A 25,894-nucleotide genomic window follows, 5' to 3' on the forward strand; every position below is an offset into this window, starting at 1 on the left:
CGGCCCAGGCTTGAGCGGCAGAAAGTCGCTGGTGTTGGTGTCGGCGGGGACGGTCGTCCTTGCCGGCACAGCGCTGTTCGCGGTCGGTTGTGCCACCGGTGGCACGGGCCTGCGCGACGGCGGTCCGGCCCGCACCGAATCCGTGGCGAAGACCGGCCCCCCGGTCGGCCCGGCCCCCTCCGGCGGGGACCACTCACCGACGACCTCGGACACCTCTGCGGGCAAGCCGCCCAAGGTGGACCCGGTCGCGCTGTTGAAGGCGGACCCCAAGGTCAGCCCGGAGATCAAGCGGGACCTGAAGCCCTGCACGGGCCGGGAGTACCCGGTCGACGTGAGCTACGGGAAGGTCACCGGGAGCCCGGCCGTGGACATCGTCGTCAACGTGCTCTCCTGCGCCGACGCCCTGGGGCGCGGCTCGTACGTGTACCGGGCGGACGACGGAAAGTACGAGAATGTCTTCTCGGACGAACAACCGCCCGTCTACGCGGAGATCGACCGGGGGGACCTGGTCGTCACGAAGCCGGTCTACGGCAAGAGCGACACGCTCTCGTACCCGTCCGGCGAGGACGTGATCACCTACCGCTGGAGCGGCGAGAGGTTCACCGAGCAGGACCGTGTGCACACGGACTACAGCAACGTGGTCGACGGCGGCGGCCAGCCCGCCCCGGCCATCTCAGAGAAGAACTGAAGCGAGGCTCCGGATGGCCGAGACCCATGTGCTGTTCGTGGAGGACGACGACGTCATCCGCGAGGCCACGACCCTGGCGCTGGAGCGCGACGGGTTCGTGGTGACCGCCATGCCCGACGGACTGTCGGGCCTGGAGTCCTTCCGGGCCGACCGCCCCGACATCGCGCTGCTCGACGTCATGGTGCCCGGGATGGACGGCGTCAGCCTGTGCCGCCGCATCCGTGACGAGTCCACCGTGCCGGTGATCATGCTGTCGGCTCGCGCCGACTCCATCGACGTCGTACTGGGCCTGGAGGCCGGCGCCGACGACTACGTCACCAAGCCCTTCGACGGGTCGGTCCTCGTCGCCCGGATCCGCGCCGTGCTGCGCCGCTTCGGCCACGCGGGCGGCCCGAACGGCGGTGCGTCGGACGACGACACCGCCGACGAGCGCGGGGTGCTGGCCTTCGGCGACCTGGAGGTCGACACCGAGGGCATGGAGGTGCGCAAGGCGGGTGCCCCGGTGGGCCTGACGCCGACCGAGATGCGGCTGCTGTTGGAGTTCTCCTCGGCGCCCGGCACCGTGCTGTCGCGCGACCGGCTGCTGGAGCGGGTCTGGGACTACGACTGGGGCGGCGACACCCGGGTCGTGGACGTCCACGTCCAGCGGCTGCGCACCAAGATCGGACAGGACCGGATCGAGACGGTCCGAGGCTTCGGATACAAGCTGAAGGCATGAGGCGGTTCACACTCCGTACCGGGATCCGCTGGAAGATCACCCTCGCCATCGCCGCCGTCGGCGCGCTGACGGCGCTGGCGCTGAGTCTGGTGGTGCACAGTGCTGCCCGCGTGTCGATGCTGGAGAGCGCCCGCGAATCCCAGCTGGAACGGGTCCAGTTCATCGCCCGCAGCGTGGACGCAGGTCGCAAGCCGATCATGGGCGCCAAGCTCAACGACCCGGACCTGCCGATCGAACTGAGGCAGAAGGTCCAGTCCGGGCGGCGCGGCACGTTCATCCAGGAGAACACCCGGCGCGTTCCCGAGGTGTGGGCGGCCGTACCGCTCGGCAGCGGGCAGGTGCTGTCCCTGCACCTGCCGTTCAAGGAGAGCGCCAACATGGTGCGCGACCTGGACCGCGCCCTGGTCGTCGGCTCCCTCGCCGTGGTGGTGGGCGGTTCGGCGCTCGGCGTGCTCATCGGCGGGCAGATCTCGCGCCGGCTGCGCAAGGCGGCGACCGCCGCGCAGCGGGTGGCGCACGGCGATCCCGAGGTCCGGGTGCGCGACGCGGTGGGCGGTGTCGTACGCGACGAGACGGATGACCTGGCACGGGCCGTGGACGCCATGGCGGACGCGCTCCAGCAGCGGCTGGAGGCCGAACGGCGGGTGACGGCGGACATCGCGCACGAGCTGCGGACCCCGGTGACGGGCCTGCTCACGGCGGCGGAACTACTGCCCCCGGGACGGCCGACCGAGCTGGTGCGCGATCGGGCGCAGGCGCTGCGGGCGCTGGTCGAGGACGTGTTGGAGGTGGCCCGGCTGGACAGCGCCTCGGAGCGGGCCGAGTTGCAGGACGTGGCGCTCGGCGAGTTCGTCAGCCGGCGGGTGGCGTCGCTGATGCCGGACGCGTCGGTACGCGTCGTGGCGGACGAGATCGTGAGCACCGACCCGCGCCGGCTGGAACGGATCCTGGGCAACCTGCTGGCGAACGCCGCGCGGTACGGGCGGTCGCCGATCCAGGTCGACGTCGAGGGCCGGGTCGTACGGGTGCGGGACCACGGACCGGGCTTCCCCGAGGCCCTGTTGCGCGAGGGGCCGAGCCGCTTCCGGACCGGGTCCACGGATCGGGCCGGGGTGGGCCACGGGCTGGGGCTGACGATCGCGGAGGGCCAGGCGCGGGTGCTGGGCGCCCGGCTGACGTTCCGTAACGTGGCCGCGCCGGGCGGCGCGGACCGGGAGGGTTCGGCGGCCGGGGCGGTGGCGGTGCTGTGGCTGCCGGAGCACGCGCCGACGGCGACGGGGAGCTTCCCGATCCTGAAGCCCCAGACCTGAGTCGGGCGCCTCGGCGACCCGGGGCAGGAGGGGCCCTCGGCGGCGCCGACCGGGGATCGCGGCCGTATCGGGACCCTCGGCCGTTCGCTCCGCCGGGCTGATGTTCTAGCATCCGTGGCATGACCGACGGTACGAACCCCCCGACCAACCCGCAGCCCGAGCAGCCCGCCCCGGGGAGCGGTGGCTACGGGTTCCCGCCGGGGGCGCCCGCGTCCGGTGGCTACGGATTCCCGCCCGGGCCCCCCGCGCCGGGCGGCTTCGGCCCCCCGCCGGGAGCGGACCAGGACGGCGGGTACGGCTACCCGCGGCAGCCCGGACCGCAGCAGGCGAATCCGTACCGGCAGGATCCGGGGATGCCCGGCCCCTACGAGGCGCCGCCCGCGCAGTGGCAGCAGGGCGGGTCGACGCAGGGTCCGGTGCCGGCGCCCGAGCCGTTCCGGCAGCGGTCGGACCAGCCGGACTGGGACGCGCTCGCCGATCGTTCGGCGGCGCAGCGGCGCAGGAAGCGGCTGTGGGTGATCGGTGGCACGGTGACCGTGCTGGCGCTGCTCGCCGGTGGTGGAACGTTCCTGTTGCTGGGAGACGGCGACGGGAAGGGCGACGACAAGCCCACGACGGCCACCTCGGACACGCCCGCGCCCTCGCAGAGCGGGGTCAAGAGTCCGATCGATCTCACGCCCACGGTCGCGGGTGACCCGACGACCGTCCGGGACCAGATCGGCAAGGCGAACCTGAAGATGGGCCCCGAGGCCGGAGTCTTCCCGATCGACAAGCGGCACGAGATCCGCACGAAGGGCAACGCGAACTCGTTCGCCGAGTCGCAGCAGCGTGTCGTGGACCCCTCGAAGAGCTTCACGATCTCGGCCCGGCTCTGGAACCGCTCCCCCAAGGGGCAGCAGATCGCGGTGAGCCAGGGCAACGAGAAGTCGTTCTCGTTCGAGCTGGGTCTGGACGAGGTGAACGGCAAGCCGTCCTGGATCTTCCGGGTGCAGACCGGCACCCCGGGCGCGAACGCCAGCACCACGACGGTGACGGGCACGAGCGCGAAGATGGAGAAGACCTTCTCGGAGCTGACGGGCACCTACGACGCGGAGAAGAAGGTGATCGCCCTGTACGTGAACGGCAAGCGGACCGGCGAGGCCCCCGTTCCCGCGGACATCTTCCCCGCCCCGGGCCCGCTGCAACTGGCCCGCTCACGCCACCAGGATCAGTGGGTGTCGCCCTGGCAGGGCGCCATGGACAGCCTGCGGGTCTACGACGCGGCGTTGCCGCAGGAGCGGATCGACGCCCTCAAGCCGGGCAAGCTCGACCCGATGGTCACGCCGACCGGGTCCTGGCTGCTGTTCTGAGCCCTTGCGAGCTGCCCGGTGCGGCGGGGTCGAACGCCGGGCGACCGGCGTCGTCGGCTTCGGCTTCGGCTTCGGCTTCGGCTTCGGCTTCGGCTTCGGCTTCGGCTTCGGCTTCGGCTTCGGCTCGTCAGACGGTGACGCCGACCTGACGCAGGAAGCTCACCGGGTTGATGGCCGAGCCGTAGTTCGGGGTGGTGCGGATCTCGAAGTGCAGGTGCGGACCGCTGGAGTTGCCGGTGTTGCCGGACAGGGCGATCTGCTGGGCGGCCGAGACCTTCTGGCCGATCTTGACCTGGATCCGCGAGAGGTGCGCGTACTGGGAGTACTTGTTGTTCGCGTGCTTGATCACGACGGCGTTGCCGTACGCGGGACCGTCGCCACCGCCGTTGGGGCCGGCCTTGACGACCACGCCGGAGCTCGCGGCACGGACCTTGGTGCCCACGGGAACGGCGAAGTCCTGACCGGAGTGCTTGTGCGACCACATGTTGCCGCCCTTGCCGTAGGTCGCGGACAGCGTGTAGCCGGAGACCGGCTTCTTCCAGGAGCCGGCCGACTTCGCGGCGGCCGCGGGCTTGGCGGCGGCGGGCTTGGCGGCGGCGGCCTGGGCCTTGGCCTGAGCGGCGACGAGGCCGGGGGTGCCGGTCAGAGCGGTCTGCGCCTCGCCGGCGAAAGCGGCGGTCGTTCCGGCGCCGAGGGCCAGAGCGGCACCGAGGCCGGTGGCGGCGAGGGCGATACGGGTACGACGGGTGCTGACGCGCTTCGCGGACATGTGTGGACCTCCGGGGCCGGGAACAAGGGCAATAAGTGACCCGGCACGCTGAGCGGATGCTGAGCGGGTGCCGGGCGAACTTGCTCCACCTTGGTAACCCGAGCCCCCCGGCTTCCTCAAACGTCCTCGTTACTACGTCGGCTCGTAGGTGCGAGGGGGGTCGACAGGACTGTTGACCCCGCGATTACTGGGGCGAGGGAGGGGGCAAATCGGACACTTGATCTACGAAAGGTCCTAGTAGGTCCGATTTGCCCTGTGCGGCTTGTCACCGGTCCCGCAGGCCCCGCCCGCCCTGATCGAGACCCAGGTCACGCCCCGGGCCCGCCCGGAAACCACCCCGAAGCCCGCCCGCCCCCTGCCGCCGCGCGCCCGTCGCGAGCCCGCCATGCACTCGCCGCGGGCCCAGCCGAGCCGCCCGGTGTGGACCCCGGGGCCTGGAAGCCCGGCACGGGCCCCTGCGGCGCCGCCTGGGCCCCGCGTACCCGCAGGACCCGGCCCCAATCCCGCCCGCAGGGCCCCACCGGGCCCCGGGGCCCGGCAACCCCGCCCCGCCCCGCAGGGCACCGGGGCCCGGGCAGCCCCGCCCCGGGAGCGCGAAAAGGGGCGGCCCCGGAACCCTTCGGTTCCGGGGCCGCCCCTTCGTTCAGCGGGCCGTCAGGGCTCAGGCGCCCTTGGAGAGGTCCGGGCCGGAGCCCGTGGCCTCGATCGGGGGAAGGTCCGAGATCGGAGTCTTCTCCTCGCCGCGGAAGGTGAACTTGGCGGCCTCGCCCTCACCCTCCACACCCACGACCACGATGTGACCGGGACGCAGCTCGCCGAAGAGGATCTTCTCCGACAGCATGTCCTCGATCTCGCGCTGGATCGTCCGGCGCAGCGGGCGCGCACCCATGATCGGGTCGTAGCCGCGCTTGGCCAGGAGCTGCTTCGCGTCACCGCTGAGCTCGATGCCCATGTCGCGGTCCTTGAGGCGCTCGTCCACCTTGGCGATCATCAGGTCGACGATCTGGATGATGTCTTCCTGCGTGAGCTGGTGGAACACGACCGTGTCGTCGACACGGTTGAGGAACTCGGGCCGGAAGTGCTGCTTCAGCTCTTCGTTGACCTTCGCCTTCATCCGGTCGTATCCGGTCTTGGTGTCGCCCTGGGCCGCGAAGCCCAGGTTGAAGCCCTTGGAGATGTCCCGCGTACCCAGGTTGGTCGTCATGATGATGACCGTGTTCTTGAAGTCCACGACCCGGCCCTGGGAGTCGGTCAGGCGACCGTCCTCCAGGATCTGGAGAAGGGAATTGAAGATATCCGGGTGGGCCTTCTCGACCTCGTCGAAGAGGACGACGGAGAACGGCTTCCGGCGGACCTTCTCGGTCAGCTGGCCGCCCTCTTCGTAGCCCACGTAGCCGGGGGGCGAACCGAAGAGACGGGAAACCGTGTGCTTCTCGCTGAACTCCGACATGTCGAGGGAGATCAGCGCGTCCTCGTCGCCGAAGAGGAATTCGGCGAGCGTCTTGGACAGCTCGGTCTTACCGACACCGGACGGGCCGGCGAAGATGAACGAGCCACCGGGACGCTTCGGGTCCTTCAGACCCGCACGGGTCCGTCGGATCGCCTGCGAGAGGGCCTTGATGGCGTCCTTCTGACCGATGACGCGACGGTGGAGCTCGTCCTCCATGCGCAGGAGTCGCGAGGACTCCTCCTCGGTCAGCTTGAACACCGGAATGCCGGTCGCGGTCGCGAGGACTTCGGCGATGAGCTCGCCGTCGACCTCGGCGACGACGTCCATGTCGCCGGCCTTCCATTCCTTCTCGCGCTTGGCCTTCGCCGCCAGCAGCTGCTTCTCCGAATCACGGAGGGAAGCCGCCTTCTCGAAGTCCTGGGAGTCGATGGCCGACTCCTTGTCGCGACGCACGTTCGCGATCTTCTCGTCGAACTCGCGGAGGTCCGGCGGCGCGGTCATCCGGCGGATGCGCATCCGGGAGCCGGCCTCGTCGATCAGGTCGATCGCCTTGTCCGGGAGGAAGCGGTCCGAGATGTACCGGTCGGCCAGGGTGGCCGCCTGCACGAGGGCCTCGTCCGTGATGGAGACGCGGTGGTGGGCCTCGTAGCGGTCGCGCAGCCCCTTGAGGATCTCGATCGTGTGGGGGAGGGAAGGCTCCGCCACCTGGATCGGCTGGAAGCGGCGCTCCAGCGCCGCGTCCTTCTCGAGGTGCTTGCGGTACTCGTCCAGCGTCGTGGCACCGATGGTCTGGAGCTCACCACGGGCCAGCATGGGCTTCAGGATGCTGGCGGCGTCGATCGCGCCCTCGGCGGCACCCGCACCCACGAGGGTGTGGAGCTCGTCGATGAACAGGATGATGTCGCCGCGGGTGCGGATCTCCTTGAGCACCTTCTTGAGGCGCTCCTCGAAGTCACCGCGGTAGCGGGAACCGGCGACCAGTGCACCCAGGTCGAGGGTGTAGAGGTGCTTGTCCTTGAGCGTCTCGGGCACCTCGCCCTTGACGATCGCCTGGGCCAGGCCCTCGACGACGGCGGTCTTGCCGACGCCGGGCTCGCCGATGAGGACCGGGTTGTTCTTGGTCCGGCGGGACAGCACCTGCATGACCCGCTCGATCTCCTTCTCGCGCCCGATGACCGGGTCGAGCTTGGATTCGCGAGCGGCCTGCGTCAGGTTGCGGCCGAACTGGTCGAGGACGAGCGAGGTCGAGGGGGTGCCCTCGGCCGGGCCGCCTGCCGTGGCCGACTCCTTGCCGCCTCCGGAGTAGCCGGAGAGCAGCTGGATGACCTGCTGCCTGACCCTGTTGAGATCGGCGCCCAGCTTCACGAGGACCTGGGCGGCGACGCCCTCGCCCTCGCGGATCAGGCCGAGCAGGATGTGCTCGGTGCCGATGTAGTTGTGGCCGAGCTGGAGGGCCTCTCGGAGCGAAAGCTCCAGGACCTTCTTCGCCCGCGGGGTGAAGGGGATGTGGCCGGACGGGGCCTGCTGCCCCTGGCCGATGATCTCCTCAACCTGCTGGCGAACAGCCTCGAGCGAAATCCCGAGGCTCTCCAGGGCCTTAGCGGCGACACCCTCACCCTCGTGGATCAAGCCCAGGAGGATGTGCTCGGTGCCGATGTAGTTGTGGTTGAGCATCCGGGCTTCTTCCTGAGCCAGGACGACAACCCGCCGCGCGCGGTCGGTGAACCTCTCGAACATCGTTTATCGCTCCTCAGAGCGGTCGGGCAGTTCGGGGTCGGTCCCCGCCCTGTCCTTCCGCATGCTAGTCCCGCGGGGCGGGACAGCTCATTCCAACTGCCGACATCCGTCCGCGGCTCACCCTCACGTCCGCGGGAAAACCCGGCCGTAAGTGCCGACAACTGCTCCAACCCGATGGTGCGAGACGATGTTCCCGCAGGCCAGGCAGATACCCGTCACACGTGTACGCCGATGGCGAACGTAAGCCGGTCGGAGACCCTTCAAATCAGCGTGTCGCCCCGATCCACTAGGAATGTCTTACCCGTGGGGACTGACACTCCATGCGGCCGGAGGCGGTTCCCTCCGCTACGGGCGAACACGGTTCCGTCTCCGAATGTGGGACTCCGACCCACGGACGTTTACGTTCCGCATTGTTCCCGCCGCGCTGCGTAACTCAAGTGCGCTTCCGGAGTTGCTCCGGTCATGGCCCTCACCGCCGAGACCGTCCCGCATCCGCGCTCCCCGTCCGAGGAGGACGCGTACGTCTCCTGGTACGGGCGGGTCCTCGGCTGGACCCTCGCGGGCGGGCCTCCCGCCCAGCTGGTCACCGGGACGCGGTTCGACGTACTGGAGCTGCCGGCCGACGCGGGTGGCCGATTGCTGCGCAGGCCGGTCGACACCGGGCCGGTGGCCGTCATGGGACGCAGGATGCGCTTCCTGGTGGCCCCGGGCAGCGCCGAGGAGCTGGACGGGCTTCTCGACTGGCTGGAGTGGGGACCGGTGGCCCTGGATCTGACCGCCCTGGGCGCCGGAGGTCGCATCACCGCCCCCGTGCCGCCGGGGCGGCCGCAGGGAAGTCCTCAGGGGGCCGCCGTGTGGCTGCGGCCCCCCGAACAGGGGTGCGAGGCGTTCCTGCCGTCCCTGCCCGGTACCGGACAGGGCGCCGGGGCCGGCCGAGGGAGCACCGGACCCGATCTCGTACGTCTGGTCGCCGCGGCGGCCACGGAGTGCCACCGGGCACGCCTGCGGCGACGTACGGCCCCCGCGAGGCCCGTCGGCGCCGTGGGTCAGCCCCGGTTCTCGTAGGCCTCGCGAATGTCGGCGGGGACACGGCCGCGGTCGTTGACCGTCAGACCCTGCGCCTTCGCCCACGCACGGATTTCCGCGGTGTCCGGGTTCCCCGCCGAAACGGCGGCGCGGCCCTTGGCGCGTCCCGCGGCGGCACGGCCACCGGTACGGCGGCCACTCTTGGTGTAGGGCTCGAGCAGGCCGCGGAGCTTTTCAGCGTTGGCGGCGGTGAGGTCGATCTCGTAGGTCTTGCCATCCACAGCGAACGTCACGGTCTCGTCCGCCTCGCCACCGTCGAGGTCGTCGACAAGAAGGACCTGAACCTTCTGTGCCACCGGATTTCCTTTCATCGAAAATGCAGTACGCGGAAAGGAAACCGCTTTTGCCTGGAAAACACAAACCCCCGCCGAGAGGTTCAGGACGTCAACAGGGCGGGAAACGTACGCGATTCGGACATAGGCCACAGGCGGGCGGAGGCCCGTAAAAGCGGCCGAGATCGATCCGCCATCGATCAGAGGTGCAGAAGCATCCGACTGTTGCCCAAGGTGTTCGGCTTCACTCGTTCGAGACCGAGGAACTCGGCGACGCCCTCGTCATAGGAACGCAGGAGCTCCATGTAGACATCGGTCTCGACCGGAGTCTCGCCGATCTCGACGAAGCCGTGGTTCGCGAAGAAGTCCACTTCGAAGGTGAGGCAGAAAACCCGGCTCACACCGAGCAGGCGGGCCGTCTCCAACAACTTGGCCAGTACCCGATGGCCGACACCGGCGCCCTTCAACTCGCGATCCACCGCGAGAGTGCGCACTTCGGCGAGGTCTTCCCACATGACGTGCAGAGCGCCGCAGCCCACCACCTGAGCGTCGGCGACGCGTTCCGCGACCCAGAACTCCTGGATGTCCTCGTAAAGGACCACGGGGGCTTTGTCGAGCAGGATCCGTTGCTGCACGTACTGGTCGAGCAGGCGTCGCAGCGCGGGAACATCGCGGGTGCGTGCGCGGCGGATCGTCACGGTATTTGCTTCTGCGGCGGAAAACTCTCCCATGCGGGGGACGCTATCGCCCCGTCTCGGTCCCGCGCTCGCCGGAGTCCCCTTCGGGTTCCGGGTCTTCCGCGCCTTCCGCGGGTTCCGGGTCTTCCGCCGCTTCCGGCTCTTCCGCGGGTTCCGGCCCTCGCGGGGCTTCCCGGGGTTCGGGGGCGGTGACCTCGCCGTCGTGACCGACGATGCGTACGGCGTCACGGAGGGCTTCGCGCTGTTCCGCCGACATCATGCCGAAGAAGGCCACGAGAGCGGCCGCGGGGTTGTCGCTGGTGGACCAGGCCTCGTTCATCAGCGCGGCCGAGTAGGCGGGTCGGGTGGAGACCGCCGTATATCGATAGGCGCGGCCTTCGGCTTCCCGGCGGACCCAGCCCTTCTGATGGAGATTGTCCATAACGGTCATGACCGTGGTGTACGCGATGGACCGTTCCTGCTGGAGGTCTTCCAGGACTTCCCGAACGGTGACCGGGCGGTTCCACTGCCACACCCGTGTCATCACTGCGTCTTCGAGTTCTCCCAAGGGGCGAGGCACAACAGCACGATAGTGCGGGTTGTGCGGAATTGCCCGACCATTCGGCCGGCAACGCGCGAGGAACCGGCGCCGGGCAACAAAATGGGGCGCACGGCCCGCAGGCCGTACGCCCGTCCCCGAGGCTTTCGCCCGGGGTTACTTCCCGGGCTGCCGGGTGGCCTCGGCGGAGGCGAGCACGGCGTCCACGGCCGCGTCCTCCTTCGCCTTGTTGGCACCGCCCTGGCTCTTCACGATCGTCACGACGAGAGCGATGAAGAACGCGGCCATCACGATGGGGGGCACGAGCGCGGAGACGTAGTCCATGCCCCCAGCCTAGCTACCCGGCGGCGCGGCCGTCCGCCGGGGGCCGGCCCGGCGCGGCGGGCTTCCGGCGGGGCGGGAAGACCTCCCCGGGGGTCGGGATGGGCCGTTCCCGCTCGGGGCGCGGCTGCTCCTCGGGGGCGGGGGTCGGCGCGGGCCCGGGCTCGCCGCCCCGCTCGTCCTCGCGGCCGCCGGCGAGGGCCAGCAGTCGGGTGCGGGGGGCGGGCGCGGTCCGCAGCCGGCGGCGCACGGAGCGCTCCGCGACCGCCTGGGCCCTTTCCAGCACGGCGGCGGCGAGCGGGTGGGCGCGCAGGGCCCGCAGGGCCGCGAGGTCGTCGGGCACCGGCTCGTAGCCGGCGGCCAGGGCGTCCTGCAGCAGCTCCAGGTAGCCGGGGAGGCTGCCGGGCAGCGCGCCCCGGTAGCGGGCGAGGTCGGCGAGGAGGAAGTCTCTGAGTCTCCCCGCCTCGGCGACCGCGTCGTCCACCGACGCCGCGAGGCGAAGGCAGGCGTGGACCTCGGCGGCCCGCAGCGGGGCCGTGGAGGACTGGAGGGCGTGGGCGAGCGTGCGCCTGAGCACGTGCAGCTCATCGGCACTGAACGCCATGCCGCCGCGGGATCCGTAGGGCGTGGGCATGGGCCGAAGATACGCGCTAATCGCACTAAATCCCCTCAATTAGGACAGCTGCGGCGCGGCGGGATCGACACTTGCCAGAGTGGAAAGTACGCGCTATTCTGGAAAGAAGGTGGCGCCCGCCGGGCGTCGCCGACCACGAGGGGGACACCGTGAGCGAGTACACCGAGGCCAAACGGATGGAGGCGGCGGCGCTGTTGAGCAGCGGCTGGTACGCCCGCTACCTGTGGGTCTTCGGGGCGGGCCAGCTGGTACTCGTACCGATGTCCCAGCTGTGGCACGGGACCGCGCAGGCCGTCGCCTTCGCGGCGGTCAACGTGCTGCTCGTGGGCGGGCTGAGCGTGTACGCGGCGCGGCAGCGAGTGGTGCGGCGCGGCTTCGGCGTCAAGCACGGGCTGGTCATCGGGCTCTGGTCCGTGGTGTTCGCGGCGACGGTGGTGCTGGGCGGCGGGGTGTTCCGGGACGACCTGGTGTTCACGCTCGTGGCCGCGGTGGCGTGTGCGCTGCCGCCCGTGGTGGGCGCGGTGACCGAGAGGCGGGGCGCGTGAGCACGCGGAAGCCGGGCGCCCATCCCCGGCACGGGCTCGCGCCGCTGTTGAACGCGCCGGTGCGGCTGTCGGTGATGGCGGCGCTGGCCGCGGTGGACAAGGCGGAGTTCGGCTTCGTGCGCGACCTCGTGGAGGTGTCCGACTCGGTGCTGTCCAAGCAGGTGGCGGCGCTGGAGGAGGCGGGCCTGGTGGCCGTCGCCAAGGGCCGGGTGGCCCGCCGCCCGCGCACGTGGCTCTCGCTGACCGCCCAGGGCCGGACCGTCTACCGGCGCCACCTGGACGCCCTGCGGGCCATCGCGGGGCCGTAGCGGGGCCGGGGCGCCGCCCCTGCGGCCTCAGGACCCGCCGTCCGCCTTGACGCCGTCCAGGAACGCGGCCCACGCCGCGTGCGTCGTGGCCATCACGAGGTGGGCGGGGTCCGAGCGGTCGGCCACCCGGACGAGGGTGCCGGGCGCGGCGGCGACGTACACGCAGTTGACGCCGTCGTCGCAGTGGGACGACTTCTGCCAGGTGGGGCGAGTGGTCGTGGTCATGGTGTCTCCTCCGACGGAAACGGGGTCACGGTGCCTGTCGTGGGCCGACCGTAACCCCGCCGGGGGCACACTTCGGCCATTTCCGCTGAAGTTCCCGCTCATTCGATCGGAAACGCATAGGCGATCTCGTACCGGGAATCGGGGATGACCAGGTCGGCGGTCTCCACCGGGCGGCCGTCCGAGTCCAGGTAGGTCCGCTCGATCTCGGTGATGAGCGAGCCGACGCTGATGCCCAGCAGGTTGGCCTGCGCCTGGTTGGCGCGCGACGGGCGCGGTATCTCCAGCACCGAGGCGACCGTGATGCCGATGGACCGCATGCGCGCGACCACGCCGGCCCCGCGCAGGTCCCCGTCCTCCGGCAGGACGACCGGGGTGTCGGCGGTGAGGGCCATCGGCTCCCAGGACTGGGAGAGTTCGGCGGGGCTGCCGTCGGCCATGAACTCGTAGCGGGTCATCACGCACGGGTCGCCGGGGGCGATGGCGAGGCGGGCCGCGATGTTGTCGGGGGCCGGGGTGTGGGCGACGGTCCGGGCGTCCCAGGAGGCCGCGAAGCCGTGTTCGAGGGCCTCGGCGCGGAAGGCGTTGCCCGAGTTCGGCACGCGGCGGCGGGTGCGGACCATGCGCATCCGCCGGCGCGGGGTGCGGACGTACGTCCCGGAACCGGCGCGGCCTTCGAGGAGGCCCTCGATGATCAGGCGTTCCAGGGCGCGCTGGGTGACGCTCTGTCCGACGGAGTACTCGGCGGCGAACCGCGACCGGGAGGGAAGCTTGTCGCCGATCTCCCACTCACCCGCCTCGATGCGGGCCCGAAGGGCGTCGACCACCAGCAAGTACGGTGATTCACGGGGCATTTGGACCATCCTGGAGCGTCTCAAACACGTGCGTCCGACGCCGACAAAGCTAAGGCATCAGGTTGAACCCGACGCGTCAGCCTGACGGCCGGTGAAGCACCACGACGACGAGGGACGGCGCGGGACGACGCGGACGACGACGGAACGACGCGGAAGGCCCCCGTCCGGTGGGCGGGGGCCTTCCGTCACGCGTCGTCGCGCCGCGCGCTCACTCGAAGTTGGGCGCGTTGCGCTCGTAGACCAGCCGCAGCCCGATCAGCGTCAGCCAGGGCTCGTGGTCGTCGATCACCGAGGCCTCGCCGAGGACGATCGGCGCCAGGCCGCCGGTGGCGATCACGCGAACGTCGTCCGGGTCGCCGGTGGGGCCGGCGAGCTCCTTGGCCATCCGGTTCACGATCCCGTCGACCTGGCCGGCGAAACCGTAGACCACGCCCGACTGCATCGCCTCGACCGTGGACTTGCCGATGACGTTGCGCGGGCGGGCCAGCTCGATCTTGCGGAGCTGGGCCCCGCGCACGCCGAGGGCCTCCATCGAGATCTCGATGCCCGGGGAGATCACCCCGCCGACGTACTCGCCCTTCGCGGACACCGCGTCGAAGGTGGTGGCCGTGCCGAAGTCGACGACGATCGCCGGGCCGCCGTAGAGCTCGACGGCCGCGACCGCGTTGATGATGCGGTCCGCGCCGACCTCCTTCGGGTTGTCCATGAGGATCGGCACGCCCGTCTTGATGCCGGGCTCGACCAGGACGGCGGGCACGTCGCCGTAGTAGCGGCGGGTGACCTCGCGCAGTTCGTGCAGCACCGAGGGGACCGTCGAACAGATCGCGATGCCGTGGATGCCGTCGCCCAACTCGGTGCCGAGCATCGGGTGCATGCCCATCAGGCCCTGCATCAGGACGGCCATCTCGTCGGCCGTCCTGCGCGGATCGGTGGAGATGCGCCAGTGCTCGACGATCTCGTCACCGTCGAACAGGCCCAGCACCGTGTGGGTGTTGCCCACGTCGATGGTGAGGAGCATCGGTTACACCGCCTCGCGGAGGTCGAGGCCGATGTCCAGGATCGGCGAGGAGTGGGTGAGGCCGCCGACCGCGAGGAAGTCCACACCGGTCTCGGCGTAGGCGCGGGCGGTGTCCAGGGTCAGCCGGCCGGAGGACTCCAGGACGGCGCGGCCGGCGACCAGCGCGACGGCCTCGGCGGTCTGCTCGACGGTGAAGTTGTCCAGCAGGATCAGGTCGGCGCCCGCGTCCAGGACCTCGCCGATCTGCGCCAGGGTGTCGACCTCGACCTCGATCGGGACGTCGGGGAAGGCCTCGCGGACGGCCGTGAACGCCTGGGCGACGCCGCCGGCCGCGACCACGTGGTTGTCCTTGACCAGCGCCGCGTCCGACAGGGACATGCGGTGGTTGACGCCGCCGCCGCAGCGGACCGCGTACTTCTCCAGCGCGCGCAGGCCGGGGGTGGTCTTGCGGGTGTCGCGGACCTTCGCGGACGTGCCGTCCAGGACGTCGGCCCAGCGGCGGGTGGCGGTCGCGATGCCCGACAGCCGGCACAGGATGTTCAGGGCGCTGCGCTCGGCCGTCAGCAGGTCGCGGGTACGGGCGCGGACGGACAGCAGCACCTGGCCGGCCTTGACGGCGTCCCCGTCCTCGGCGTGCCGCTCGACCTCGAACGCCTCGGTGCAGACCACCGAGAACACGGCCTCGGCGATCCGCAGGCCGGCCACGACGCCGTCCTCGCGGGCGATGAAGTCCGCGACGGCCTCGGCCTCCTCGGGGACGGTGGCGACGGTGGTGACGTCGACCCCGCCGTCGAGGTCCTCGGACAGCGCCATGTGCGCGATGTCCTCGACCTCGATCGGGTCCAGGCCGGCGTCCGCGAGCAGTTCGGCGAGCGCCGGGTCCAGGCCGGACTCCTCGCCGTCACCGCAGGCGCAGTCGTCGCCGCAGCCGCCCTCGGCCTGCCCCAGGAGGGGCAGTTCGTCGTGCGCGGTGCGGTCGGTGTCTTCGTGCTCGTGCGTGCTCACGCTTGCTGCTCCTGGCTGAGGGGGTGGGAAACGGGCGGGAACTCCGCCGAGTCGGTGGGGGTGACGACCAGTGCGCGCTTCTCGGTCGCGGACAGGCGCACGACCAGGTGGCGGCGCCAGTGGGCGTCGTCGCGGTCGGGGTGGTCCTCGCGCCAGTGGCAGCCGCGGGTCTCCTCGCGGCGCCGGCCGGCGGCGACCAGGACCCGGGCCACGCACAGGAGGTTCGTGGCCTCCCAGGTGTCCACGCCCGGTTCGGCGGTCTTGCCGTGCGCTTCGAGGTTGTTCAGGGCCTCGGCGTACAGGTCCTCGAGGGCGGCGGCTGCCGTGGCCAGGGACTGCGCGGAGCGCAGCACGCCCGCGCCGTCCGTCATGATGCGCTGGATCTCGTACCGCGCCCCGGCGGGTTGGAGCGGGCCGGTGGCCGGCACGGGGATGCCGGGGCCGTTGCCCGCCGGGGGCCGGCGGGTGATGTCGTCCGCGATCCGCTCGGCGAAGACGAGGCCCTCCAGCAGGGAGTTGGACGCGAGCCGGTTCGCGCCGTGCACGCCGGTGCAGGCGACCTCGCCGCAGGCGTACAGGCCGGGCACCGTGGTGCGGCCGTGCAGGTCGGTCCGTACGCCGCCCGACGCGTAGTGCGCGGCGGGCGCGACCGGGATGGGCTCGGTGACCGGGTCGATGCCGTGGGAGCGGCAGGCGGCGAGGATCGTCGGGAAGCGCTGCTCCCACATCCGGGCGCCGAAGTGCCGGGCGTCGAGGTACATGTGCCGGGTGCCCTGCTCCTGCATGCGGCGCATGATGCCCTTGGCGACGATGTCGCGGGGGGCGAGTTCGGCCAGTTCGTGCTGCCCGACCATGAAGCGCACCCCGTCCGCGTCGACGAGGTGGGCGCCCTCGCCGCGGACGGCCTCGGAGACCAGCGGCTGCTGCCCCTCGGCGTCGGCGCCGAGGAACAGCACCGTCGGGTGGAACTGGACGAATTCGAGGTCGGAGACCTCGGCGCCGGCGCGCAGGGCGAGGGCCACCCCGTCGCCGGTGGAGACGGACGGGTTGGTGGTGGCCGAGAAGACCTGGCCCATGCCGCCCGTCGCGAGGATCACGGCGGGGGCGTGGACGGCGCCCACGCCGTCGTGCTGGCCCTCCCCCATGACGTGCAGGGTGACGCCGGCGGTGCGGCCCTCGGCGTCCTGGAGCAGGTCCAGGACGAGCGCGTTCTCGACGGTCTCGATGCCCGCGTCCTGGACGGCCTCCACGAGGGCCCGGGAGATCTCGGCGCCGGTGGCGTCGCCGCCGGCGTGCGCGATCCGGCGGCGGTGGTGGCCGCCCTCCCGGGTCAGCTCTATCTCCCCGGTCTCGGCCGAGGTGTCGAAGACGGCGCCGGTCGAGATGAGGCGTCGTACGGCGCCCGGTCCCTCGGTGACCAGCAGCCGGACGGCGGCCTCGTCGCACAGGCCGGCCCCCGCCACCAGGGTGTCGTCCAGGTGCTGCTCGGGGGTGTCGCCGTCGCCGAGGGCGGCGGCGATGCCGCCCTGGGCCCAGCGGGTGGATCCGTCGTCGAGCCGGGCCTTGGTGACGACGACCGTACGGCGGCCGGCGGCGGCGCAGCGCAGCGCCACCGTCAGGCCCGCCACGCCCGAGCCGACGACGACGACGTCCGCGTCGAGGGACCAGCCGGGGGCGGGGGCGTGCAGCCGTATGCCGGTGCCGGCGGCACTTCTGCCAGTGCTCACGAGTGTGCTCCGAACTCCAATGGGATGTTGTCGATCAGCCGGGTCGCGCCCACCTTGGCGGCGACGGCCAGCACGGCCCGTCCCGTGAACCCGGGGCCGATGTCGGTGAAGTCCCGGGGGTCGACCAGTGCGAGGTAGTCCAGGGTCAGCGGCGGATCGTGCCGGCCCGCGTCCTCCAGGACGTGCCGGGCGGCGGACCGTACGGCGTCGGGCAGGCCGGAGCCGGCCGCGGAGACGGCGTGCGCGTCGGCGGAGGCGCGGATCTCGCCGAGCCGGGCCAGGGCGGTGGCGCGTCCGTCGCTCGCCGGGGCGGCCTCGGCGCGGGCGCGCAGCGCGGCCTGGGCGGCGAGGCGGTCGCGGCCCGCGAACAGGGCGCGGGACAGGGCGAGGGCCGTGCGGCGTTCCGCCGGGGAGAGGTAGCGGTTGCGGGAGGACAGCGCGAGGCCGTCGTCCTCGCGGGCGGTGGGTACGCCGACCACCTCGACGGGGAAGTTCAGGTCGGTCACCATCCGGCGGATCAGCGCCAGTTGCTGCGCGTCCTTCTGGCCGAAGAGGGCCAGGTCGGGGCGGGTGAGGTGGAGCAGTTTCGCGACGACGGTCAGCATGCCGTCGAAGTGGCCGGGGCGGGTGGCGCCTTCGAGGCGTCCGCCCATGGGGCCGGCGGTGATCCGGACCTGGGGGTCGCCGCCCGGGTAGACCTCGTCCACGGCCGGGGCGAACACCGCGTCGGCGCCCGCGTCCGCGGCGATGCGCAGGTCGGCGTCGAGGGTGCGGGGGTAGCGGTCGAGGTCCTCGTTCGCCCCGAACTGGAGCGGGTTGACGAAGACGGTGACGACGACCTGGCCGTCGGTTCCGGCGAGCTCGCGGGCCGTGCGGATCAGCGAGGCGTGGCCGTCGTGCAGGGCGCCCATGGTCATGACGACGGCGCGGCGGCCGGGGCGGGCGAGGGCGTGCAGTTCCCCGGCGGTGTTCAGGAGCAGGGGGCCGGTCATCGGCGTTCGCCCTCCGGGCCGGCGCCGTCGCCGCCGTCGGCGAGCACGCCCAGCAGGTCCTCGGCGAATTCGGGCTTGAGCAGGCCGTGCGCGAGGGCCCGGTCGGCGGTGGTGCGGGCCATCGCCAGGTAACCGGCGACGGTGGCGGGCGCGTGCCTGCGCAGTTCGGCGACGTGGGCGGCGACCGTGCCGGCGTCGCCGCGGGCGACGGGGCCGGTGAGCGCCGCGTCGCCGGAGCGCAGGGCGTTGTCCAGGGCGGCGCCGAGGAGCGGGCCGAGCATCCGGTCGGGGTGTTCGACGCCGGCCGTGCGCAGCAGTTCCATCGACTGGGCGACCAGGGTGACCAGGTGGTTCGCGCCGAGGGCGAGGGCCGCGTGGTAGAGCGGGCGGCTCTCCTCCGCGATCCACTCGGGTTCGCCGCCCATCTCGATGACGAGGGCCTCGGCGGCGAGCCGCAGCTCGTCGGGGGCGGTGACGCCGAAGGAGCAGCCGGCCAGGCGCTGCACGTCGACCTCGGTACCGGTGAAGGTCATCACGGGGTGCAGGGCCAGCGGCAGGGCGCCCGCGCGGCGGGCGGGGTCCAGGACGGCGGTCCCGTACCGCCCGGAGGTGTGGACGAGGAGCCGGCCGGGGCGGATCGCGCCGGTCTCGACGAGGCCCTCGACCAGGGAGGGGAGCGCGTCGTCGGGGACGGTGAGCAGGACCAGCTCGGCCCGCTCCAGCACCTCGGCGGGCGGTACGACGGGCACGTCGGGCAGCAGCCGGGCGGCTCGCCGGCGGGACGCCTCGGACACGCCGGAGACGGCGACGGGGCGGTGTCCGGCCTGCTGCAGGGCGCGGGCCAGCGCGGGGCCGACCCGGCCGGCGCCGACGACGCCGACGGTGAGCCGTGCGGGGCGGTCCGACGGATCCCTGGGCTCCGTCTGAAGGGGTGCGTTCACGCGGGGAATGCCTTCCGTTCCAGTCCGCGGGGGGTACCGGACGATACGCCGCCATGCTAGCCCCTGGGCGTGTCGGCCGGTCGGCGATGATCGGGGCATGACTGCTGATGAAGACCGTACGAAGCGGCTGGTGGCGGCTTGGCGCGGGGCGGGGCGGACGCTCTCGCGGAGCCTGCTGGAACCGACGGTGGGCGAGTTGCTCGCGGCCCTGCCGGAGGCGGCGTCCGCCGACCCGGACGAGCCCGCCGACGTGTACGGGGACGGGGTGGTGGCCAGGCTGGAGCAGCGGGTCGCCGATCTGCTGGGGACGGCGGACGCGGCGTTCTTCCCGTCCGGGACGATGGCGCAGCAGATCGCGCTGCGGTGCTGGGCGGGCCGCACCGGGAACCCGGTGGTGGCGCTGCACCCGATGGGCCATCCGGAGATGTGGGAGGGCGGGGCGCTGTCGGTGGTCTCCGGTTTGCGGACGGTGTACCCGACCCGGGATCCGAGGCAGCCGACGCCGCAGGAGGTCGCGGAGGTGGCCGAGCCCTTCGGCACGTTGATGCTGGAGCTGCCGCTGCGGGACGCCGGGTTCCTCCTGCCGACGTGGGAGGAGCTGACGGCGCTGGTGGAGGCGGCCCGGGCGCGGGACGCGGTGGTGCACTTCGACGGGGCGCGGCTGTGGGAGTCCACGACGCACTTCGGGCGGCCGCTGTCGGAGATCGCGGGGCTCGCGGACTCCGTGTACGTGTCCTTCTACAAGTCGCTCGGCGGGCTGAGCGGGGCCGCGCTGGCGGGGTCCGCGGAGCTGATCGCGGAGGCCCGGGTGTGGCGGCACCGGTACGGCGGCCAGATCTTCCGGCAGTTCCCGCAGGCGCTGTCGGCATTGGCGGGGCTGGAGCGGGAGCTGCCGCGGCTGCCGTCGTACGTGGAGCGGGCGCGGATGGTCGCCGGGGCGCTGCGGGAGGGCTTCGCGGCGGCCGGGGTGCCGTGGTTCCGGGTCCACCCGGAGGAGCCGCACACCCACCAGTTCCAGGTGTGGCTGCCGTACGACGCGGACCGGCTGACGGATGCGGGCCTGCGGCAGGCGCAGGAGACGGGGACGGTGCTGTTCCGCCGTTGGTCGGCGGAGGGGCCGCCGGGGTTGTCGATGACGGAGCTGGAGGTCACCGAACCGGGTCTGGAGTGGGAGGGGGCGGATGTCCGGGCGGCGGTGGCGGACTTCGTGGCCCGCTTGTAGCGGCGGTGCGGCCGGCGGAGCGGGGGCCGGAGGCCCGGCAGGCGTCGAGGGGGTACCGCGCGATCGCGCTGACGGCCCCGCCCTCACCCCCTCGGCCGCACCCGTCCGCTCGACGGACGGTCCTCGCCGGTGGAGCCGGATTCCGGCTGGTGGGCGGCTTGCCGGGCGGGATACCCGGTTCCGGACCGGCGCCCCCCGGCGAACGTCCGCGGAACCCGCACCGGACAGAATGGGGCGATGAGCGTCACCATCGACATCGCCGGGCTCCCCGTGGAGCGGATCGCGTTCGCGCCGTCCCCGCTCGCCGAGCTCTGCATGGCCCTGCACGCGCTCTCCCAACCCGCCCACCACCCCGGGCTCCAGTCGTGGGCGAACGCCACGCGGGCCGGGCTCGACCCCTCCCTCGCCGATCGGCTGCTGGAAGCCGACTTCATGTGGCGGAGTTCGTTCTCCGACGTCTTCATGCCCTTCGCCGGGGTGCCCGGCGGCTCGGGCCTGCCCGCCGGGACGCTGGCCGGGGAACTCGACGTACTCGACCGACTCGACGACGAGCGGTTCGTGATCGCCGCCCTGGAGCACTGTTGGTTGGCCCTCTACAACGAGGGCGGTGTGGCCTCCCCGCTCCACGACGCGGCCTCGCGCGCCAAGGCGTTGGAGGCGGCCGCCGCGCGCGGACCCCGCCAGTTGCATTTCTCGCTTCGCCTGTTGGACGACACCGCCGCCGTGCGGGTGTGGATGCGCCGGCTGCTGGAGGACTGTCACGAGGCCTTCTTCGGCGAGGTCTGGCGGCGGATCGGCCCGCAGCAGGCCGCGGACGCCCGGCACAAGGCGGAGGTGCTGCGGCGCAAGGGATTGCCGGCCGCGCTGCGGGAGGTCTCCTCGGCGTTGAGCCTGGACCGGGCCGGTACCACGATCACCGCCGACAAGATGGTCGACGGCTCGGCGACCGCCACCGATCCCCGGGTGGGACGGGGGCTGGTCTTCATACCGACCCACTTCGGTTGGCCGCACCTGCTGGTCCTGCACGCCCCGGGCTGGCGTCCGGTGGTCCACTACCCGCTCGGGGCACCGGAGTTGGCCTCCGCGCCCGGTTCGGTGGAGCTGCTCCGGCGGCGCATGGAGGCCCTGGCGCACCCGATGCGGATGATGCTGTGCCGGAGCCTGGCCCGGGGACCGCACACCACCAGCGAACTGGCCACGGTCTACGGCATATCCGCCCCCGAGGTGTCCCGCCACCTGTCGGTGCTAAAGAAGGCCGACCTGTTGCACACGCACCGTCAGGGGCGTTACGCGCAACACCAGTTGGACGTGACCGCGGTGGCGCGCCTCGGATCCGACTTCATGGAAGGCATCCTCCGGTAGGTCGAAACCGGCGGACAGTGGCCGATTAACACCCGCGCAGCTTCACCGATATACGGAATTCATAAACCGGAATCAGTGAAAACTCTGGCCAGAGTGGCTCCTTGCTGTTTAACGTGCGATCACCACTCCCCCTCGCGCACCGTGCGACACCACACGTATGCCTGCACTTGTCGTGAAAGGACCTTCATGCCCTCACGCCGTATAGCCGCCGCCACCGCCGCCCTGGCCGCCGTGGCTCTCGTCTCCCCGCTGCTCCTCGCCGGTCCCGCCGGCGCCACCGGCCCCCAGAGCGACGCCGCCAAGGGCGACGCGTTGGCCAAGAAGCTGGTCAAGGAGGCGACCGGCAAGGGCGCCAACAACCACCTGAAGGTCTTCCAGTCGATCGCCGACTACAACAAGGGCACCCGGGTGGCCGGTTCCAAGGGCCACGTGCAATCCGCCCAGTACGTCGAAGCCGTGCTGCGCGCGGCGGGATACAAGGTCACGAAGAACGAGTTCGACTTCGTGTATGTGGAAACCATCGCGGAAAAGCTCACGGTGAACGGCGACGCCGAACGCGACGTCCCGATCAACCTGATGACGTACACCGCGAGCGGCCCCGAGGAGGGCATCACGGCGCAACTCGCCGTCGCCCCCGTCGACGCCGACGGCACGAACGGCTGCGAGCCCGCCGACTTCGCCTCCGGCACCTTCACCGGCAAGATCGCCCTGGTGAAGCGCGGCGGCTGCACCTTCGCGGTGAAGCAGGAGAACGCGGCGGCGGCCGGCGCGGTCGGCGCGGTCATCTACAACAACACCGAGGGCGCGCTGAACGGCACCCTGGGCGCCGCGGACGCGGGCAAGGTCCCCACGGGCGGCGTCACCCAGGCGGAGGGCGAGAAGCTGGCCGCCGAGGCGGCCGCCGGCCCGGTCTCGATCACCCTGGACATCCGCGAGTTGCGCGAGAACCGCAAGACGTACAACCTCCTCGCCGAGACGCGGGGCGGCGACGAGAACAACACCGTCTTCCTGGGCGCGCACCTGGACTCGGTCTCCGAGGGGCCCGGCATCAACGACAACGGCTCCGGTTCGGCCGGCATCCTCCAGGTCGCGCAGCGCCTCGCGAGCAGCCAGACGAAGATCAAGAACAAGGTCAAGTTCGCCTGGTGGTCGGCGGAGGAGTTCGGCCTGCTCGGCTCCGAGGCGTACGTGGCCGGGCTGACCGACGCGCAGAAGAAGCAGATCAAGCTCTACCTGAACTTCGACATGATCGCCTCGCCGAACGCCGCCTACTTCGTCTACGACGGCGACGACTCGGACAAGGTCGGCTCGGGCCCCGGCCCCGAGGGCTCCGCGCAGTTGGAGAAGGGCATCACCGACTTCCTCGACGCGCAGCGCATCCCGCACGAGGGCTCGGACTTCACGGGCCGCTCGGACTACGGCCCGTTCATCGAGGCCGGCATCCCGTCCGGCGGTACGGACACCGGCGCCGAGGGCATCAAGACCGCCGAGCAGGCCGCGAAGTTCGGCGGCCAGGCCGGTGTCGCCTACGACGTGAACTACCACGGCAAGGGCGACGACATCGACAACATCGACCAGAAGGCGCTCGACATCAACGTCGACGTCATCGCGAACGCGGTCGGCCACTACGCCTACGACCTGGCCCCGCTGTCGCAGCCGGTCGTCGCGAAGCCGAGCACCGGTTCGGGCAACGGCGGGGGCCTGCGCCCCGGGCACGACCACCACACGGAGCGGTAACACCCGACGGGGTGAGCGGGGGCCGGGATCCCGTCAGGGGGTCCCGGCCCCTTCGCCGTGTCCGTCGCCGTGCCCGGATCCGTCGCCCCGCCCGGCCCCTTCGCCGTGGCCCGCCGGCCAGGGGGCGATGCCGACCGGCTGGACCAGCCAGCCGAAGTCGCCCAGGCCCCCGCGCGCCGTGAGTTCCGCCGCCTCGCCCGCCGCCGACAGGGCGCGGACGTACGCCACCGGGTCCGTCGAGGCCAGGGCCAGGGGCGGCCGGTCCCCCGAGACCCCGAGGAGCGTCAGGGCCCGGCGCTGCGTGAGCAGGGTCGCGTCCGGTCCCGCGCAGGAGTCCAGCGCCACGTGGGCGGTGACGTCGCAGCCGCCGTCCGGGACCGGGGCGACCTCCCGGCCCGCGCGGAAGCCGGTGAGCGTGCCGAACGGGGGCCGGGCCTCCCGGGTGTGGGCGTAGTCCACCGCCACCGCCAGGCCCCGTTCCAGGGTCGCGGTGGCCGCCGCCCAGGCCTCGTCGCGGGACCGGCCGATCTCGGCCCGGCCCGGGCCGGGCCACCACCGCTCCAGCCAGGCCCGGTCCGCCTCCTCCAAGGGTTCGCCGCGGCTCTCCGTGCCGTCGGGCGCGACCGTGACGTAGCGCCCGCCCTCGGCGATCTCCAGCGGCACGTTGTCCAGCCACTCGTTGGCGAACAACAGCCCCGTCGTCCGTTCGGGCGGTACCGGGACCCAGCGGATCCGGGGGTCCAGCCCCTCGGGCCGGGCCGCGCGCTCGACCGCGTACGGGCGCACCCGCGCGGCCGTCCGCGCGGGCAGGGCGGCCAGCACCCCGGTGAGCAGCTCGCCGCGCCCGGCCCCCACGTCGACCAGGTCCAGCCCCCGAGGGCGCCCGAGCGCCTCGTCCACCGTGAGGAGGAGCCGGGCGACGGCCCCCGCGTACAGCCGCGAGGCGTGCACGGACGTGCGGAAGTGCCCGGCGGGGCCCGCGCCGCCGGGGCGTACGTAGAAGCCGTCGGGTCCGTAGAGCGCGGCCTCCATGGCCGACCGCCAACGAAGCGGAACCGTGCGCTCGCCCTGAGTGCTCATCGACCCAAGGCTAAGCTCACCCTCCACCTTCGGGAGTACTTCATCCCTCAACGGATCGCTCCTCTGGTTGACTCCAGCACCTATCCGCTTTGCCTACTCTGGGTTACGTGCAGCGTCTCTACGACTTCCTCCGCAGACACCCGACGGGCGTCGACAGCTTCTGGGCTGCCCTGATCTTCGGGGTCTCCCTGCTGGAAGTCACCAACAGCGGTCTGAGCGGCACCGCCACCCGCCTGATCGCCATTCCCTCGGTGATCGCGATGAGCGCGGTGGTGGCCCTGCGCCGCAAGTGGACCGTGCCGATGTTCTGGCTGGCCGTCGGCACCGGCGTCTACCAACTGCTGACCCGCACCGATCCACACCTCGGCGACTTCGGGATGCTGATCATCCTCTACACGGTCGCGGCGTCCGCGGACGTCTCGCGCCGGCTGTCCCGAGCGGCGTTCGGCATCGGGCTGACCGCCTCCCCCCTGTACTTCCTGCGCTTCCACGTGGACCGGGGCGCGACCACCGACAACGTCATCGGCACCCTCTTCGCCGTCGTGCCCTTCGCCCTCGCCTGGGTCCTCGGCGACTCCGTGCGCACCCGCCGGGCCTACTACGCCCAGCTCGTCGAACGCAACCAGCGCCTGGAGAAGGAACGCGAGGCCCAGGCCAAGGCGGCCGTCACCACCGAACGCGCCCGGATCGCCCGCGAGCTGCACGACGTCGTCGCGCACAACGTGTCGGTGATGGTGGTGCAGGCCGACGGCGCCGCGTACGTCATGGACGTGGCACCGGAACAGGCCAAGGAGGCCCTCCAGACCATCTCCGGCACCGGCCGGCAGGCCCTGGCCGAGATGCGCCGGCTGCTGGGCGTGCTGCGAACCGGCGAACCGCAGGAGTCCGAGGACTACGTGCCGCAGCCCGACGTGGAACAGATCGAGGTCCTGGTCGAGCAGGTACGGGCCGCGGGCCTCACGGTGGACTTCGAGGTCGAGGGCTCCCCCCGCCGGCTGCCGAGCGGGGTCGAACTGACCGCGTACCGGATCGTCCAGGAGGCGCTGACCAACACGCGCAAGCACGGGGGCCCCGAGGCGAGCGCGAGCGTGCGGCTGGTCTACTTCGACGACGGGCTGGGCCTGCTCGTGGAGGACGACGGCCGGGGCGCGGCCCACGAACTGTACGAGGACGGCGGCGCCGACGGCGCCGGACACGGGCTGATCGGCATGCGGGAACGCATCGGTATGGTCGGAGGCACCCTGGACGCGGGCCCGCGCCCCGGCGGCGGCTTCCGGATCAGCGCACTGCTCCCGCTCAAGAAGAGATGAC

26 protein-coding genes are annotated in these 25,894 nt (G+C 72.0%); 11 read left to right on the forward strand and 15 right to left on the reverse strand.

Translation table 11 applies throughout. From position 1 onward, the window contains the following. The first annotated feature begins 10 nt into the window (after window positions 1-10). From ACIRO3_RS28050 to ACIRO3_RS28065, 4 genes are all read left to right on the forward strand, one after another. The gene (locus ACIRO3_RS28050; protein ID WP_404141466.1) at window positions 11-688 is read left to right on the forward strand and encodes a hypothetical protein; all 678 of its coding nucleotides are present in this window, start codon (window positions 11-13) and stop codon (window positions 686-688) included. Window positions 689-701: 13 nt separating this feature from the next. After that, on the forward strand, window positions 702-1,406 hold the full coding sequence (gene cseB, locus ACIRO3_RS28055; protein ID WP_361769899.1) for a two-component system response regulator CseB: 705 nt from the start codon (window positions 702-704) through the stop codon (window positions 1,404-1,406). Then, window positions 1,403-2,716 carry a two-component system sensor histidine kinase CseC gene (gene cseC, locus ACIRO3_RS28060; protein WP_361769902.1) on the forward strand — a complete coding sequence of 438 codons (1,314 nt, stop codon included), beginning with the start codon at window positions 1,403-1,405 and terminating at the stop codon, window positions 2,714-2,716. The genes cseB and cseC overlap by 4 nt, the downstream gene beginning before the upstream one ends. 119 nt (window positions 2,717-2,835) lie before the next feature. Then, window positions 2,836-4,065, forward strand: coding sequence for a LamG-like jellyroll fold domain-containing protein (locus tag ACIRO3_RS28065; protein ID WP_404141469.1), 1,230 nt, complete (start codon window positions 2,836-2,838; stop codon window positions 4,063-4,065). Between the two features lie 127 nt (window positions 4,066-4,192). On the opposite strand, the gene ACIRO3_RS28070 is transcribed toward ACIRO3_RS28065, so the two are convergent. After that, window positions 4,193-4,834, reverse strand: a complete 642-nt coding sequence (locus tag ACIRO3_RS28070) for a M23 family metallopeptidase (protein WP_361769908.1) — start codon at window positions 4,832-4,834, stop codon at window positions 4,193-4,195. A 661-nt stretch (window positions 4,835-5,495) separates the two neighbouring features. Next, the gene (locus ACIRO3_RS28075; RefSeq protein WP_267801308.1) at window positions 5,496-8,021 is read right to left on the reverse strand and encodes an ATP-dependent Clp protease ATP-binding subunit; all 2,526 of its coding nucleotides are present in this window, start codon (window positions 8,019-8,021) and stop codon (window positions 5,496-5,498) included. A 462-nt stretch (window positions 8,022-8,483) separates the two neighbouring features. Here ACIRO3_RS28075 and ACIRO3_RS28080 point away from each other — a divergent pair, with 462 nt between their 5' ends. Next, window positions 8,484-9,086 (forward strand): SCO3374 family protein, encoded by a 603-nt coding sequence (locus ACIRO3_RS28080; protein ID WP_404141471.1) that lies wholly within the window; start codon window positions 8,484-8,486, stop codon window positions 9,084-9,086. Here the strand turns inward: ACIRO3_RS28080 and ACIRO3_RS28085 are convergent. The 5 genes from ACIRO3_RS28085 to ACIRO3_RS28105 form a co-directional block, all read right to left on the reverse strand. After that, the gene (locus ACIRO3_RS28085; RefSeq protein ID WP_267801306.1) at window positions 9,068-9,403 is read right to left on the reverse strand and encodes an Lsr2 family protein; all 336 of its coding nucleotides are present in this window, start codon (window positions 9,401-9,403) and stop codon (window positions 9,068-9,070) included. The genes ACIRO3_RS28080 and ACIRO3_RS28085 overlap by 19 nt on opposite strands. A 176-nt stretch (window positions 9,404-9,579) precedes the next feature. Further along, on the reverse strand, window positions 9,580-10,110 hold the full coding sequence (locus ACIRO3_RS28090) for an amino-acid N-acetyltransferase (protein ID WP_361769914.1): 531 nt from the start codon (window positions 10,108-10,110) through the stop codon (window positions 9,580-9,582). Between the two features lie 10 nt (window positions 10,111-10,120). Continuing rightward, window positions 10,121-10,636, reverse strand: coding sequence for a BlaI/MecI/CopY family transcriptional regulator (locus ACIRO3_RS28095; RefSeq protein ID WP_404141473.1), 516 nt, complete (start codon window positions 10,634-10,636; stop codon window positions 10,121-10,123). Window positions 10,637-10,771: 135 nt separating this feature from the next. Further along, window positions 10,772-10,939 (reverse strand): hypothetical protein, encoded by a 168-nt coding sequence (locus tag ACIRO3_RS28100; RefSeq protein ID WP_266948012.1) that lies wholly within the window; start codon window positions 10,937-10,939, stop codon window positions 10,772-10,774. A 13-nt stretch (window positions 10,940-10,952) separates the two neighbouring features. Further along, entirely contained in the window at window positions 10,953-11,540 is a 588-nt protein-coding gene (locus ACIRO3_RS28105; RefSeq protein ID WP_404141633.1) for a hypothetical protein, read from the reverse strand. A 179-nt stretch (window positions 11,541-11,719) separates the two neighbouring features. Between ACIRO3_RS28105 and ACIRO3_RS28110 the strand changes: the two genes are divergently transcribed. Both ACIRO3_RS28110 and ACIRO3_RS28115 read left to right on the forward strand, forming a co-directional pair. Beyond that, window positions 11,720-12,115 (forward strand): hypothetical protein, encoded by a 396-nt coding sequence (locus tag ACIRO3_RS28110; RefSeq protein ID WP_404141475.1) that lies wholly within the window; start codon window positions 11,720-11,722, stop codon window positions 12,113-12,115. Then, window positions 12,112-12,423: a winged helix-turn-helix domain-containing protein gene (locus ACIRO3_RS28115; protein WP_404141477.1), complete on the forward strand. Its 312-nt coding sequence runs from the start codon at window positions 12,112-12,114 to the stop codon at window positions 12,421-12,423. The genes ACIRO3_RS28110 and ACIRO3_RS28115 overlap by 4 nt, the downstream gene beginning before the upstream one ends. Window positions 12,424-12,450: 27 nt before the next feature. Here the strand turns inward: ACIRO3_RS28115 and ACIRO3_RS28120 are convergent, their stop codons facing one another. The 7 genes from ACIRO3_RS28120 to ACIRO3_RS28150 all read right to left on the reverse strand — a co-directional run bounded on the left by ACIRO3_RS28120 (window position 12,451) and on the right by ACIRO3_RS28150 (window position 19,182). Further along, window positions 12,451-12,648 (reverse strand): DUF397 domain-containing protein, encoded by a 198-nt coding sequence (locus ACIRO3_RS28120; protein WP_365998182.1) that lies wholly within the window; start codon window positions 12,646-12,648, stop codon window positions 12,451-12,453. Window positions 12,649-12,746: 98 nt separating this feature from the next. Next, window positions 12,747-13,499, reverse strand: a complete 753-nt coding sequence (locus ACIRO3_RS28125) for a GntR family transcriptional regulator (protein WP_361769929.1) — start codon at window positions 13,497-13,499, stop codon at window positions 12,747-12,749. A 208-nt stretch (window positions 13,500-13,707) separates the two neighbouring features. After that, window positions 13,708-14,517, reverse strand: a complete 810-nt coding sequence (locus ACIRO3_RS28130) for a type III pantothenate kinase (RefSeq protein WP_053678414.1) — start codon at window positions 14,515-14,517, stop codon at window positions 13,708-13,710. Window positions 14,518-14,520: 3 nt separating this feature from the next. Then, a complete protein-coding gene (gene nadC, locus ACIRO3_RS28135) occupies window positions 14,521-15,474 on the reverse strand; it encodes a carboxylating nicotinate-nucleotide diphosphorylase (protein ID WP_361770950.1) in 954 nt (317 codons plus the stop codon). Window positions 15,475-15,518: 44 nt separating this feature from the next. After that, window positions 15,519-17,249 carry an L-aspartate oxidase gene (locus ACIRO3_RS28140; RefSeq protein ID WP_404141480.1) on the reverse strand — a complete coding sequence of 577 codons (1,731 nt, stop codon included), beginning with the start codon at window positions 17,247-17,249 and terminating at the stop codon, window positions 15,519-15,521. Continuing rightward, window positions 17,246-18,241, reverse strand: a complete 996-nt coding sequence (gene panC, locus ACIRO3_RS28145; RefSeq protein ID WP_365998184.1) for a pantoate--beta-alanine ligase — start codon at window positions 18,239-18,241, stop codon at window positions 17,246-17,248. Before panC ends, ACIRO3_RS28140 begins: the two co-directional genes overlap by 4 nt. Beyond that, window positions 18,238-19,182 (reverse strand): DUF2520 domain-containing protein, encoded by a 945-nt coding sequence (locus ACIRO3_RS28150; protein WP_361769938.1) that lies wholly within the window; start codon window positions 19,180-19,182, stop codon window positions 18,238-18,240. The genes panC and ACIRO3_RS28150 overlap by 4 nt, the downstream gene beginning before the upstream one ends. Window positions 19,183-19,279: 97 nt before the next feature. On the opposite strand from ACIRO3_RS28150, the gene ACIRO3_RS28155 reads away from it, so the two are divergent. The 3 genes from ACIRO3_RS28155 (at window position 19,280) to ACIRO3_RS28165 (ending at window position 23,503) form a co-directional block, all read left to right on the forward strand. Then, entirely contained in the window at window positions 19,280-20,404 is a 1,125-nt protein-coding gene (locus tag ACIRO3_RS28155; RefSeq protein ID WP_361769941.1) for a beta-eliminating lyase-related protein, read from the forward strand. Between the two features lie 237 nt (window positions 20,405-20,641). Beyond that, the gene (locus tag ACIRO3_RS28160; RefSeq protein ID WP_404141483.1) at window positions 20,642-21,766 is read left to right on the forward strand and encodes a DUF5937 family protein; all 1,125 of its coding nucleotides are present in this window, start codon (window positions 20,642-20,644) and stop codon (window positions 21,764-21,766) included. A gap of 186 nt (window positions 21,767-21,952) precedes the next feature. Beyond that, the gene (locus ACIRO3_RS28165; RefSeq protein ID WP_404141485.1) at window positions 21,953-23,503 is read left to right on the forward strand and encodes a M28 family metallopeptidase; all 1,551 of its coding nucleotides are present in this window, start codon (window positions 21,953-21,955) and stop codon (window positions 23,501-23,503) included. 33 nt (window positions 23,504-23,536) lie between these two features. On the opposite strand, the gene ACIRO3_RS28170 is transcribed toward ACIRO3_RS28165, so the two are convergent. Further along, window positions 23,537-24,583, reverse strand: a complete 1,047-nt coding sequence (locus ACIRO3_RS28170; protein WP_404141487.1) for an SAM-dependent methyltransferase — start codon at window positions 24,581-24,583, stop codon at window positions 23,537-23,539. Window positions 24,584-24,690: 107 nt separating this feature from the next. On the opposite strand from ACIRO3_RS28170, the gene ACIRO3_RS28175 reads away from it, so the two are divergent. Beyond that, entirely contained in the window at window positions 24,691-25,893 is a 1,203-nt protein-coding gene (locus ACIRO3_RS28175) for a sensor histidine kinase (RefSeq protein WP_404141488.1), read from the forward strand. Window position 25,894: the final 1 nt, after the last annotated feature.

It is taken from the genome of Streptomyces sp. NPDC102278 (assembly GCF_044766345.1).
GTDB lineage: Bacteria > Actinomycetota > Actinomycetes > Streptomycetales > Streptomycetaceae > Streptomyces.

Excerpts from the sequence above, each read along its gene's own strand:
- ACIRO3_RS28165 (WP_404141485.1), top strand. The coding sequence starts at position 21,953 with ATGCCCTCACGCCGTATAGCCGCCGCCACCGCCGCCCTGGCCGCCGTG.
- ACIRO3_RS28070 (WP_361769908.1), bottom strand. The coding sequence starts at position 4,834 with ATGTCCGCGAAGCGCGTCAGCACCCGTCGTACCCGTATCGCCCTCGCC.
- ACIRO3_RS28090 (WP_361769914.1), bottom strand. The coding sequence starts at position 10,110 with ATGGGAGAGTTTTCCGCCGCAGAAGCAAATACCGTGACGATCCGCCGC.
- ACIRO3_RS28155 (WP_361769941.1), top strand. The coding sequence starts at position 19,280 with ATGACTGCTGATGAAGACCGTACGAAGCGGCTGGTGGCGGCTTGGCGC.
- ACIRO3_RS28105 (WP_404141633.1), bottom strand. The coding sequence starts at position 11,540 with ATGGCGTTCAGTGCCGATGAGCTGCACGTGCTCAGGCGCACGCTCGCC.
- ACIRO3_RS28065 (WP_404141469.1), top strand. The coding sequence starts at position 2,836 with ATGACCGACGGTACGAACCCCCCGACCAACCCGCAGCCCGAGCAGCCC.
- ACIRO3_RS28080 (WP_404141471.1), top strand. The coding sequence starts at position 8,484 with ATGGCCCTCACCGCCGAGACCGTCCCGCATCCGCGCTCCCCGTCCGAG.
- cseB (WP_361769899.1), top strand. The coding sequence starts at position 702 with ATGGCCGAGACCCATGTGCTGTTCGTGGAGGACGACGACGTCATCCGC.
- cseC (WP_361769902.1), top strand. The coding sequence starts at position 1,403 with ATGAGGCGGTTCACACTCCGTACCGGGATCCGCTGGAAGATCACCCTC.
- ACIRO3_RS28100 (WP_266948012.1), bottom strand. The coding sequence starts at position 10,939 with ATGGACTACGTCTCCGCGCTCGTGCCCCCCATCGTGATGGCCGCGTTC.
- ACIRO3_RS28120 (WP_365998182.1), bottom strand. The coding sequence starts at position 12,648 with ATGACCACGACCACTCGCCCCACCTGGCAGAAGTCGTCCCACTGCGAC.
- ACIRO3_RS28075 (WP_267801308.1), bottom strand. The coding sequence starts at position 8,021 with ATGTTCGAGAGGTTCACCGACCGCGCGCGGCGGGTTGTCGTCCTGGCT.
- ACIRO3_RS28160 (WP_404141483.1), top strand. The coding sequence starts at position 20,642 with ATGAGCGTCACCATCGACATCGCCGGGCTCCCCGTGGAGCGGATCGCG.
- panC (WP_365998184.1), bottom strand. The coding sequence starts at position 18,241 with ATGACCGGCCCCCTGCTCCTGAACACCGCCGGGGAACTGCACGCCCTC.
- ACIRO3_RS28125 (WP_361769929.1), bottom strand. The coding sequence starts at position 13,499 with ATGCCCCGTGAATCACCGTACTTGCTGGTGGTCGACGCCCTTCGGGCC.
- ACIRO3_RS28170 (WP_404141487.1), bottom strand. The coding sequence starts at position 24,583 with ATGAGCACTCAGGGCGAGCGCACGGTTCCGCTTCGTTGGCGGTCGGCC.
- ACIRO3_RS28130 (WP_053678414.1), bottom strand. The coding sequence starts at position 14,517 with ATGCTCCTCACCATCGACGTGGGCAACACCCACACGGTGCTGGGCCTG.